This is a genomic window from Rhodanobacter sp. Soil_C_14 (assembly GCF_057657335.1).
Window position 1 is genome coordinate 52,962 of the sequence record NZ_JBDGIQ010000007.1, and the last position, 11,709, is coordinate 64,670.

Consider the following 11,709-nt stretch of genomic DNA (forward strand, 5'->3'; position numbering starts at 1 on the left):
CGGTTGCCCCGCGCGGCAAAAAAGTCCGCAGGGGTGTGCAGGCACAACCTTTGCCGCCCGCGGCGACACTCAGCAGGAAGACGCCCGCTACGTGCGGCGCCTCGGCCTCGCCATGGCGCGCCACCAGGACCCTGATCGAGACGATGACCTTGACTCCCTGCGCCGGTGTCCACGAAATCCCTGCCGACCCGTTCGAGGAGCGGCGCGGCCCCGTGTCCTGCGTGGAGCGACAGATCCTGGGCGGCCGTTTCCGCTTCAAGAGCGGCAGCGAGGCGCTGCTCGCCCTGGTCGATGCCGCCTACGCGGGTTTGCCGTCGCAGCGGTTGCCGGTGGCCGATGCGGCGTTCCGCATCGAGCTGCGCCTGGTATCGCGGCCGGCTCCATCACCCACGGCCGAACCCCCGCCGGTGCAGGTGCAGTCCGGCGCGGGCCTGATCTGCGGCGTGATGGACGCCGCGAACTACGTGGTGCTGGACCCCGCGCAGCGGCAGGCGCTGGTGGTGGCCTCGGACGACATGCTGCTGCACCCCTACCACCTGCGCTACGAGCTCATCGAGTTCGCGGTGTTCACCCTGGCCACGCGTGGACTGGGGCTGGTGCCGCTGCATGGCGCCTGCGTCGGCCGCGACGGGCGTGGCGTCCTGCTGCTGGGCGCGAGCGGCGCGGGCAAGTCGACGCTGGCTCTGCACAGTCTGCTGCTCGGCCTGGACTTCCTCGCCGAGGATGCCGTCTTCGTGCAGCCCGAACGCATGCTGGCCACCGGCGTCGCCAACTTCCTGCACGTGCAGGCCGATGCGCTGCGGTTCGTCGATGACGAGCGCAGCCGCCGCTGGGTGGCGAGCGCGCCAGTCATCCGCCGCCGCAGCGGCGTCGAGAAATTCGAGGCCGACCTGAGGCAGGCCCGTGGCCGGCTGGCGCCACAGCCGCTGGCGCTGGCCGGCGCGGTGTTCGTGTCCAGCCAGCTGGCCGACGATCCCGCCGCCCTGCTCACGCCGATTCCCGCCCGCGAGATCGCCGCACGACTGCGCGCGGATCAGCCGTATGCGTCCGGCCAGCCCGGCTGGCATCGTTTCGAGCAGCAGCTGATCGCGCAAGGCGTGCACGAACTGCGTCGCGGGCGCCATCCGCGTTCTTCGGTCGATGCCTTGCGCCAACTGCTGCCTGCCGTCGGCGCACCCGCATGAAGCGGTCTGCCGAAGCACGGCCGGCGCGCGACCGCAGCTACGACATGCTGCGGTCGCTGGTACGCACGTTCACGCGCGTCGACACGGTGGAAACCGCGGCCTACGTGCTGCTGTCGCTGGCCAGCGCGCTGGCCGGCAGCCTCGCGGCCGTGCTGCTGGTGCCGCTGGTGCAGCCAGGTCATGCGCTGACGTTCGCCGGCGGCGTGTTTGCCGCGCGCGGCGGCGTGGAGTGGCAGGCGGCGATCTTCGCGGCGGCCACGTTCGCCTTCGCCGTGCTGCGCTGGTCGACCGCCCGCCTGGGCGCCCGCCTGACCGCACGTTACGGCATGACCCGGCGCCGCCAGGTGCACGCGCGCCTGCTCGACGCGCGGCTGGATGCGCTGGCCGATTCGACCTCGGCCGAGATCGCCAACGTGCTCACCTACAACGTCGAAATCATCACCCAGGGTTTCAGCGCCCTGCAGCAACTGCTGGTGGCCGGCGTCACTTCGCTGGTCAGTCTGGCGGCGGCGTTCTGGGTCTGTCCGCCGCTGATGCTGGCGACGCCACTGTTTGCCGTGTTCGGCGTGATCGCCTCGCGCGCGTTCGGTCGCGAACAGTCGCGGGTCGGTCGCCAGTATGTCGCCGACATGACGCGCCTGTTCTGGCACAGCGAGGACTTCCCGCGACGGCTGCGCCACGTGCGCTCGTTCCAGCGCGAGGATGCCGAGAAGCACAGCTACGGCGCGATCTCCGCCCAGCTTGGCCACGGCTACCGACGCCAGCTGGAACTCGTCGCCAACGGGCGGCTGCTGCTGGAGCTGTTGGCGGCGGTCGGGATCGCGGCAGTCTTCGTGCTGGCCTACCGCTGGCGCGGGGTCGATCAGGCCGCGCTGACCGCGGCCTGCCTGCTGCTGGGGCGACTGCTGCCGTACCTGGTGTCGACCCGGCAGAGCTTCCAGCAATTGCGTTCGGCTGCGCCCGCGTTCGAGCTGTGGCAGCGCTACATGAGCCTGGAGGCGGTGCGTTCTTCGGCGGCATCGGCGCCGGCGGATCGGACAGCGTTGCACATCGAACGGATGCAGCTGGCGCCGCCACTGGCCGCTGTCGATGTCCGCCACCTGCGCCTGGCGCCCGGCGAGCTGACCCTGGTTTCCGGCGACTCCGGCATCGGCAAGAGCAGCCTGGTCGACGTGCTGGCCGGCATGAGCCTGCCCGGGATTTTCGCGGCACGGGTCGACGGACATTCCATCGGCTTCGGCGAATACCGCGAGCTGGTGCGGCATGGCGCCTATGTCAGCCAGAGCGTGCGTCCGTGGCAATACTCGGTGCGCGAATGCCTGCACTGGGCCGCGCCGGAAGCCAGCGACGAGAGGATGCAGGCCGCGCTGCTGGATGTCGGCCTCGACAAGCGGCTGGCCGATTCACCGGATGGACTGGACACCACGCTGCACAGCGCGTCGAGCCGATTGTCCGGCGGCGAACTGCAGCGCCTGCTCTTGGCCCAGGTGATCCTGCGCCAGCCGTTCCTGGCCGTGCTCGACGAAGCCACCAGCGCGCTCGACGCCGCCTCCGAGATCCGCGTGCTGGCCGCGATGAAGCGCCGATTGCCCCGTACGATACTCATCGTGGTATCGCACCGGGCCAGCGTGGCGACGATCGCCGACCAGTGCCTGAGCATCGACGGCGACTTGGTCGCCACGGTTTCCACGAAGGCTGGCCCGCGCAGCGCTGAGCCGCAAACGCATGGCGAGCGTGGGCGCCCGCACGAAAGGCTGGTATGAGTCATGGACAGGCGCTGTGCGGTCGATCCCGGGCGATCAGTCACGCAGTACCCGACCGTGCATTGGGTCGGCGTCGAACGTCTGCCTGGGTTTGCAGCCCACAGGCGCGTCGGACACTGATCTCTGTGCAAATTTAATTAGCCACGTCCCTTTAGTCTCGGTGGTGAATAGCTGTGCTCCAACCCATGAGCCGAGAAGAAGGCGACGACTGTTGCTTTTGACGAACCGGCAGGCACCTCTTTGGAAAGTAAAGTGTTCCAGTGGTTGAGGCTCGACTGGGCGTCACCGTGAGCTGCATAGCAACCAGCAAGCAGCGATGTGAAAAAAGATGCAGCCAATATACGGCAAGCATTCATTGTGAGCTCTAACGCTGGAGTTGAGCGGCAGCAAAGCCGTCCGCCTTGAACGAAATGTTAGGCGTCACTTCCGGTCTTGCTCGCTGAGATCTCGTGGTTCCGCGCGAAGAGCATCCAATTCACCACTATTGAAAGTCAACGTGCCATCCGACGTTACCAGTTCGAAGCCTCGCGGCTTGCACTTAAGGGCAGAAAATTCTGGATTGTAGTCCGAGTACAAGATTTGACGCTCGGCAAGATCGGGCTTGTGCTCAACCGTTACAGAATACGTTGTTCCAACTGCGGCACCCCCACCTGTATTGACATACAAGGCTACGTTGATGCCATTGTCAGTCATACAATGATTCATGAGGTGATCGTCTTCTGGACGGCCGAAAACGTTCCGGTCGTGCGCGCTTCCGCATGCGTAAAGCCCCAGCAGCATGCAGACCAGAAATAAGCGCCATACGAATGTCACCGCCAGAGAAGGTATTTTGCGGAGCCTGGTCATTTTGTTGTGAGGCCTAACGCTGGAGTTAAGCGGCGGCGAAGCCGTCCGCCTTGAACGAGATGTTAGGCTTGCTCCGCAGCGCGGCGGAACTGCCCTGATGCTTCTAGGGCCGAGGATACATCTGCAACGACCCGGTCGTTGTTGAGAGTGGGAATGACAAAGAGCCCGCCCCAGTCATCGGACACTTCGAAAGCGCCACCGGCATAGACGCACTCCCAAAGAAAGTCATCCGGCGCCGGGCAGCTTCCAGTACATGAGAACTCAGCTAGCTGACCTTCCAGTAGATTGAGAACAGGCGGGAAGCCTTCAGCTCTGTGGTCACCACGGAACTCGATGAGCATGAGGTTCGGGGCGCCAAAGCCAGGACGTACTCGGAATTCTTCCATGGAGGGCCTAACGCTGGAGTTAAGCGGCGCGCGGCTTTTCGCGCGTCCGCTTGGACGATCTGTTAGGCAGCCCTGGGTCCGTTGTGAAGCAGACCATAGAGTTGCCCTCAAAGTAGAGAAAATAGCTAAATTGACTCTCGTTGTAGCGCCATAACTCTAGTTGTGTGCCTAGCGGCACGTGCGCACAGGCAAGTGGCTGGAAAGGAGCGTAATGGTCTGGACTGCTGACCACTACGCCTTGCACGCTATCTGGCTGCCCAAGGAGTACGCGAATGTTGTCTCGGTGTGGGTAATTCTCGCCCACGAAGTGGAGGTTTTTCTGCCAGTCTGGTGCGCGAGGGATGCTTTGCGCTGTGCAGGACAGCGCTATTGCGGCAAGCACCAACGCAAACATTTCGTGCTTCATAGAGCCTAACGCCTGAATTAAGCCGCACCGCGGAGCGGTGTCGGCTTGAATGAATTGTTAGGGCGCCAAGCGATAGAGCACATGCCTTAGCTCCCACTGCTCGTAACCTGGTGATTCTATTGATCCGTCGTGTGCCAATGTAGACAGATTGAAACCCTCTTCGACGTCTTCGTAGTACACCACGACATCACCTTGTTGAGCGACCACAAAGATGCTCTCGACTTGACCGAAACGAGGGATAGGAACCGCACGAAGCGGAATCCTGATGCGAGAGAAAAACTCTCGTTGCTCAGGTGTGCACTTGGCCAACTCCCGAACAATGAGGGCCTCCAATTCTTTTGCGGATGTTGGCTCCCAAGTGTCCATCGCGGCCTAACGCTGGAATTGAGCGGCGGCGTAGCCGTCCGCCTCGAATGAGATGTTAGACCGCATACGCCGCAGCCGCCATGACGATGAGCCGCCACACGATGAAGAAGATGGCGCCTGCGATGAGTGTGTAGAACTGAAGCCGCGAGTAGAAGCGCGCCCAACTAAGATTCTTATTGAAAGCTGTGGTAACGCCTCTTATAGCGGCCTCGACAAGCTCAGGATGAGGCGGTTGCTCGGCGTGGCTGCCGTGTTGAAGTTGTAACCTCGTGTAGTTCGCTGACATGGAGGTTTGCACCCAGGTTATGCGTTTGCACCCGGCATAGAAACTGACGCCCCAGCAGAGAACAGCGACACCAACTGGCCACAGAGACCAAGACAGAAAGAGCCCATCTGTCTTTTGTACGGCAAACCCGATCGCCGCGCCTGCAGCCGCCAGCAAAAAGAACGCGTACTTATCTTGGCTGGCAGTGTGCTGCTGGTGGAGCGAAAGCATGTCTGACTTATCGACCATATTTCCTATGCGGCCTAACGCTGGAGTTAAGCGGCGGCGTAGCCGTCCGCCTTGAACGAGTTGTTAGACCGCTGACCCGGACGCTGGGGCCGAGCGTGCTTGAAGAAAGGCAAGCAGAAATGGCGTACCAAAAATTACTGCCGCTACAACCGTGAAGGTTAGCGCAAATACAAAAAGTCCTGAAACTAGCCAGACCGCGGAGGGAATTTGGATAAGAGTAAGACCAAGGACTTGCCGCCGGGTAATAGCATAGGCCCCTGCAGCGGTGGCAAGCCACATGATGCAAGTGCCAACGATGGAAAATGTGGTGATTGGTAGATGAGCCATGCGCGCGTGAACAGGTCCGATGACCGGCCAGGCAATGGCGCCGAACAGGAAGATCGCCACTAGCAGCCAAGCGCACAAGTCAGCGAAGACAAATGAAATCTTTACGAGCCTCTGCATGATCTTCCTGCGGTCTAACGCTGGAGTTAAGCGGCGCGCGGCTTTTCGCGCGTCCGCTTGGATGATGGGTTAGGCCTGTACCGTGATGCAGAAAAGAAGCTCACTGCCAGATGCCTCTGGATGATTGTGATGCTCAGCTTGAGACCTGTGCATGGTGCTACGGAACCAAGCATACATTTCGGCTTGAGTCAGTTGGGAAGTGAATGCAGTGCCTTGGTGCTTCATTGAATGCCCGAGCTTGCCATCTGGGTAGTGCAGCCAACCCTCCCAGCCGACAACCACAACGCCCGCTTGCTCCAAGAGTTGTAGCGCTTCGATAGCCGCTGCGAGTGGCAGCACAAGCTCGCTCGGTGAGGCAGATTTGGATTGGAGTTCCGCGATGCTCACTGAAGGCCTAACGCTTGAGTTAAGCGGCGGCGAAGCCGTCCGCCTTGAACGAAATGTTAGACCGCAGCCTACGCGGCCCGCCAGAGTGAGCCGCTACGAAATCCATAACGCCACAGCGCCAAGCCTTGAGGTGTGACAAGCAAGGCCGCACCAATGGCTACGTAGTAGTACGTTACCGCATGCGCCTGCCAAGCGAGCCATGCAATTAGGCCAATGCTGTAGAGAGCGTACGTTGCGAATAGTATGAAATACGCGACCCAAAATTTGGGCCAACCTATGTTGACCCGGCGCAGGTAACCCCAAAGACCTACAAGTCCGAAACCTCCGAACACAGCCAACAGCGCGTCAGGCAAAGAGTGAACGCGAAACCATGACGAAATCGTAGCGATGGCTAACAGGGCGAAATAGGACCACCACAAGATATTCCAAATGCGTGAGTTAGTTTGTGTCATTGCGGTCTAACGCCTGAGTTAAGCGGCGGCGGTACGCCGTCCGCTTGGACGAGGAGTTAGACGGTTGCGACGCTGCTTGCTCGGGCGTCAACGACTGCCACGACGAGCGCGCAGCTTGAGCAACCGGCTACCCCAAAACAACCAGCTCTGAAAGCTGAGGCTTGCGATGACGCCGCATGAAAAGCCGCTGCGGCGACGGACGACAAGCCAGCGCGAAGCTGGGCGAAACACGTGCAACGAAGAACCACCACGAGCTACCGGCTAACGCTGGAGTTAAGCGGCGCGCGGCTTTTCGCGCGTCCGCTTGGACGAGTGGTTAGGTGCGGCCGACACGCCGCTACCTTTCTAGATCCAATAGTGCCAGCAGATGGGACTGCTGTGATGAGGAAAGAAGGCAAGTGGCACCAGTGCGGTCGTCCCGGTACGCGAAGCTTGATGCCTCCCAGCGCCAAGGATGCGCACCACGAACAAGAATGAGCAGGCGAAGATCTTGAGCTTGCCAGGGTGGGGCCGAGTTGCAGGGTTGCCCGAGCGCGCTGAGTAGCGCCTTTACTTGGCTACGCTTGCTGATGAACAAATGGCGATCGTGAGCGCCAATCAATGCTTCCGCATCCAGGTTGACGATGGAAGTCTTGTCAAACGAGCGATAGTAAACCTCGATAGCACTCTCGTTGATCTGCGGTTGGCTCGCCGTAGCCGCCACTGCTAGTAGTGCAAATGCTATTGCTGCCAGTTTGCGCATGAGCTACCGCCGCACCTAACGCTGGAATTAAGCGGCGGCGCAGCCGTCCGCTTGGATGACTGGTTAGGTGCCACCGCCGCTGCCGCCTGACGTGCCACCCGCAAAGAGTAGAGCTAGACCCGCAACACCCACGACGATAGCCCACCCGCCACTGATGCCTACCTGTGAGTGAAGTTGCCAAAGAATTAGCGCACCTATGAAAACGAGAACGCCGACCACCGTGGTGGCGCCGATAGATTCGTTGTCGATCTGGAAAAGCCGACCATCATCGCGGTTGGCCCATTTTCGAAATTTCGACAGTGCGCCCACGTGGCACCTAACGCTTGAGTTAAGCGGCGGCGAAGCCGTCCGCCTTGAACGAGTTGTTAGCCTGCAACGCCATTAGGCTAGGCCTCTGCTTCGCTTGGCTGCTTAGCTAGAAAGCCGAGCCCCCTCATTAGCCACTTTGTAGTCGATTTATCTAAGGCTTCTCCGCGACCCACAAAACCACGAAGATCAATAGTGAAAGGCTTGAACGCAGCGATCTCATGAACAAGATCATTCATGGCCTCTGCGTACTCGATGACACGGACAGTGGCTTTGCGAAAATCTGCTTCGCCTACGATCTTGCCATGAATCACCTTGTCACGAACCTTCTCGGCCTCAGCAAGGATTGCAGTGGTTTCTGCCGGGATGTCTCGGCCAAATATATTCGCGAAAAGTCGGCGGAATTCTTTGCGAGTCATGTGGTGGGAATCAACGAAGTTGCGCGCGATTTCCGCATTGGCACGATGCAGTTTGCGTGCGCCGCAGTAGAGCATAGTATTTAGTGCCTTTTCGACTCGAATAAAGATAAAGCCGAGAGAAACCTCCCACTCGTATTCCTCAAGGAGACTTGGCAAGCTCTCGAAGTAAGCCTGAACCTCAGCGGGACTTTGATGATATCGATTGACGACTCCTCGCCATGATCCAGGAATTACGTCGGGCACGATGTCTCTCCTTGAAGGCTAACGCTAGAGTTAAGCGGCGGCGCAGCCGTCCGCCTTGAACGAACTGTTAGCCGGCCCCGAGTTACTTGGCCTTTGCCGGCTTTCCGTGCTCTTCCATGAACTCGGCGAATTTTGCCCAAGACAGGCGGCGCTTGTTTACCGAGTTACCCTTTGGAAGCCACTCGATGTTTCCTTTGCTGATGAGTAGCGTGCCGAGCTTTCCGTCGTCGGAGCGAACCACTACCTCAAAATCTTTGTGCGCAACGACTGCAGTGTCAATCTTGACCCGTACTTCATGTGCCATGGCTTTCCCCTGTTGATGAACGGCTAACGCTTGAGTTAAGCGGCGCCGGTACGGCGTCCGCCTTGAACGAACTGTTAGGCGCCGCGGCGAAGCAGACCTTTTGCGGCAACCACGAACAGCAACGCCCCGAGGATAAGCGCAGGCCAAGCAAGGTGCCTGGCGATGCGAGGGAAGTAAGCCACTGCGAAGACGCCAACCGCGAAGCCGATTAGAACCCTTGCGACTATGAACGCCCAGATCTCCGGCCCGGTGAGCTGCTGCACGCGCTTGCGATTGCTTCCAAGCATGGTCTTCCCTGAATTTGTATGACGACGCCTAACGCTTATTAGACCCCATATCGGGGCATATGCAATGGATGTTCAGCTTTGATCCGGGGCGCGTCAAGTAGGCAAATCCTACGGCGTGGCGGGGGTTTGCCGCCTGCCGCCTGTGATCTGGCTGGGTCAGGATGGGCTTTGCATATCTCGCAAAGTGAAGTGCTATGTCTTATGACCCCGCAAACGCAGGAATAAACCGTATGGTCAGCGGCCCTTCGGCGCCGCGTTTGATGGATGAGGTGCGGCGCGTGTTGCGAACGCCGATTCATTTTCGCCCGCAGGGAAAGGTGCCCGGCTGCTGCAGAACACTATTGCAGCTGAATGTTGCGACAGAGCACACCGCCGGGACGTTGCAGGTCTACCAGGGCTCGCGCGAGGTCGACGCCGAGGTTCCCGACCACAAGCGGGTGTCGTTTTCTCTTGGGGACTTCTATTTGACTCCGCGCGTCCTGCCCTTCGCCCTTCGGGCCAGCTTCGCTGTTCATACGCGCTCCTGCGCGTATGTGGACAGGCAAAAGAGAAGTACCTCGCCCTCCGAAGGCGGACGAAAGCCCTTGCTCTAAAGCCCTTCAAAGCTCTTGGCGCTTTTAGCGGAAAAGTTGTCAGGGACCATTAAAACTGTCCCCGACACCATGGCTGCGCTCAAGGCATCGCGAAACTGTTGTTGCCGCGATTGCCGTCAGGCAACGCCCGCGCAGGATCGATCGTGACCGACTTCAGCTTGCGCGTGCCATCCACGTGGACCACGTAGCTGCGGTGTTGTTGCCAGGTTTCCACCGGCACGCTCACGTCCTGTTTGCTGCCGTCGTCGTAGACCAGTTGCAGGGTGGCGGGCATGACCAGCTGATCCAGGTTGGCCACGGTGACGTCGACGCCCTTGCGGTAGTCGCCGTCGGTGTAGGCGGCTTTCTGCACGGCCAGGTCGAGCTGCCAGTTGTGTTCGAACCAGCCGCGCCAGAACCAGCCGAGGTCTTCGCCGGTCTCGCTTTCCATGAAGCGGAAGAAGTCGGACGGGCTGGGGTGCTTGTAGGCCCAGGTGGCGATGTAGCGGCGGAAGGCAGGGTCGAAGCGTTCCGGGCCGATGATCTGCTCGCGCAGCAGCACCAGGCCGAAGGCGCCCTTGAAGTAGCTGATCGGGTGGCGGTATTTCTCCGGCACCATGTCGGCGCCCAGCAGCAGCGGCGGGGCGTCCTGGTCCTGCAGCACCTTGGCGATCTCGTCGGCCGGGTTGCCCTTGCCCGGCGCGTATTCGCCGTCGCGCTTGGGCGCGTATTCGCCGTGGTTGAACGCGTCGGCCTCGTAGACGTCGATGAAGGTGTTGAAGCCTTCGTCCATCCACGCATCGCGGCGCTCGTTGCTGCCCACGATCATCGGGAACCAGATGTGCCCGATCTCGTGGGCGATCACCATGTGCAGGCTGCGGCCCTTGGCCAGCTTGTGGTCGAAGGTGATGCCGGGATACTCCATCCCGCCGGCGGTGCCGGCTTCGTTGATCGCCACCGGCCAGGGGTACGGATACCACTGTTTCGAGAAGTATTCGGTGGAGGCCTTGAGGTATTCGGTGGCGCGGCCCCAGGCGGCGTCGCCGCCGCTTTCGGCCGGATAGACCGACATCGCCAGCGCGCTCTTGCCTTCGGGCAGGTTGATTCGCGCCGCGTCCCACACGAAGGCCTTGGAGGCACCGAACGCCACGTCGCGGGTGTCGTGCATGGCGAAGTGCCAGGTCAGCGTGCCGCTCTGCTTTGGACGGCTGGACGGCTGGGTGACTTCGTCCGCGCTGCGAATCATCACGGTCTTGTCGCTGCGGCGCGCCTGTTCCAGTCGCTGCTGTTCGGTCCTGGTCAGCACGTCCTGCGGGTTCAGCAGTTCGCCGGAGCCGGCCACGATCATGTCCCACGGCACGGTGATCGCGTAGTCGAAATCGCCGTATTCCAGATAGAACTCGCTGTTGAGGTAGGGCGCCGTGTCCCACCCGCGCAGGTCGTCGTAGACGGCCATGCGCGGATACCACTGGGCGATCTCGAAGATCTCGCCGTTCTTGCTGGGGTTGACGTCCATCCGCCCGCCGAACTCGCCGGGCACGGTGAAGCTCCAGGCGATGTGCAGTTTCAGCTGGCCGTCCCTTGCTTTAAGCGCGGTCGGCAGCTGCACCTGCATGCGGGTGTCGGAGACGATCCACTTCACCGGCTGCGTGTGGCCCTGCGCGTCTTCGACTTCGACCGAGCTGATCCTGTAGCCGTCGGTGAACTCGGTGGGGAACTTGCTGGTGAACGCGCCACGGGCGTCCTTGCGATAGCGGTTCTGGTCCAGTTGCAGCCACAGCACGTCGAGCGCGTCGGGGCTGTGGTTGGTGTAGCTGATCACCTCGCTGCCGCTCAGCAGCCGGGTGGCGGGATCGAGCGTGGCCTTGATCCGGTAGTCGGCGCGGTTCTGCCAGTACATCGGGCCAGGCTTGCCGCTGGCGGAGCGGTAGGCGGTGGCCGGTTGCGGGTAGCTGTACGGCGCGAACGTCTGCGCGGGATCGAAGCGCGCAGGCGCGGTGTCGGCGGCGAAGGCGGGCGCCAGCGAAAGCGCGGCGAAGGTGGCGGCCAGAGTGAGCGTGAGGTTGTTCATGCGAAGCCTTTGGGGAA

General features: G+C 61.2%; 10 protein-coding genes. 3 read left to right on the forward strand and 7 right to left on the reverse strand.

Going from position 1 to position 11,709, the window contains the following annotated elements; all coding sequences use genetic code 11:
* The first annotated feature begins 50 nt into the window (after positions 1 to 50).
* Together AC3A56_RS15570 and AC3A56_RS15575 are read left to right on the forward strand one after the other, a co-directional pair.
* Positions 51 to 1,184, forward strand: coding sequence for a phosphoenolpyruvate carboxykinase (ATP) (locus AC3A56_RS15570; protein WP_487771025.1), 1,134 nt, complete (start codon positions 51 to 53; stop codon positions 1,182 to 1,184).
* Entirely contained in the window at positions 1,181 to 2,947 is a 1,767-nt protein-coding gene (locus AC3A56_RS15575; protein WP_487770950.1) for an ATP-binding cassette domain-containing protein, read from the forward strand. The genes AC3A56_RS15570 and AC3A56_RS15575 overlap by 4 nt, the downstream gene beginning before the upstream one ends.
* A gap of 420 nt (positions 2,948 to 3,367) precedes the next feature.
* Here the strand turns inward: AC3A56_RS15575 and AC3A56_RS15580 are convergent, their stop codons facing one another.
* From AC3A56_RS15580 to AC3A56_RS15605, 6 genes are all read right to left on the reverse strand, one after another.
* Positions 3,368 to 3,640, reverse strand: coding sequence for a hypothetical protein (locus AC3A56_RS15580; protein WP_487770951.1), 273 nt, complete (start codon positions 3,638 to 3,640; stop codon positions 3,368 to 3,370).
* A 215-nt stretch (positions 3,641 to 3,855) separates the two neighbouring features.
* The gene (locus AC3A56_RS15585) at positions 3,856 to 4,134 is read right to left on the reverse strand and encodes a hypothetical protein (protein WP_487770952.1); all 279 of its coding nucleotides are present in this window, start codon (positions 4,132 to 4,134) and stop codon (positions 3,856 to 3,858) included.
* An 872-nt stretch (positions 4,135 to 5,006) separates the two neighbouring features.
* The gene (locus AC3A56_RS15590) at positions 5,007 to 5,447 is read right to left on the reverse strand and encodes a hypothetical protein (RefSeq protein WP_487770953.1); all 441 of its coding nucleotides are present in this window, start codon (positions 5,445 to 5,447) and stop codon (positions 5,007 to 5,009) included.
* A 1,638-nt stretch (positions 5,448 to 7,085) separates the two neighbouring features.
* The gene (locus AC3A56_RS15595; RefSeq protein ID WP_487770954.1) at positions 7,086 to 7,490 is read right to left on the reverse strand and encodes a hypothetical protein; all 405 of its coding nucleotides are present in this window, start codon (positions 7,488 to 7,490) and stop codon (positions 7,086 to 7,088) included.
* Between the two features lie 386 nt (positions 7,491 to 7,876).
* Positions 7,877 to 8,458 carry a hypothetical protein gene (locus AC3A56_RS15600; RefSeq protein ID WP_487770955.1) on the reverse strand — a complete coding sequence of 194 codons (582 nt, stop codon included), beginning with the start codon at positions 8,456 to 8,458 and terminating at the stop codon, positions 7,877 to 7,879.
* An 82-nt stretch (positions 8,459 to 8,540) separates the two neighbouring features.
* On the reverse strand, positions 8,541 to 8,762 hold the full coding sequence (locus AC3A56_RS15605; RefSeq protein ID WP_487770956.1) for a hypothetical protein: 222 nt from the start codon (positions 8,760 to 8,762) through the stop codon (positions 8,541 to 8,543).
* 481 nt (positions 8,763 to 9,243) lie between these two features.
* Between AC3A56_RS15605 and AC3A56_RS15610 the strand changes: the two genes are divergently transcribed.
* Positions 9,244 to 9,642 carry a hypothetical protein gene (locus tag AC3A56_RS15610; protein ID WP_487770957.1) on the forward strand — a complete coding sequence of 133 codons (399 nt, stop codon included), beginning with the start codon at positions 9,244 to 9,246 and terminating at the stop codon, positions 9,640 to 9,642.
* A gap of 79 nt (positions 9,643 to 9,721) precedes the next feature.
* Here AC3A56_RS15610 and AC3A56_RS15615 read toward each other — a convergent pair whose 3' ends face one another.
* Positions 9,722 to 11,692 carry a M1 family metallopeptidase gene (locus tag AC3A56_RS15615; protein WP_487770958.1) on the reverse strand — a complete coding sequence of 657 codons (1,971 nt, stop codon included), beginning with the start codon at positions 11,690 to 11,692 and terminating at the stop codon, positions 9,722 to 9,724.
* Between the last annotated feature and the right edge of the window lie 17 nt (positions 11,693 to 11,709).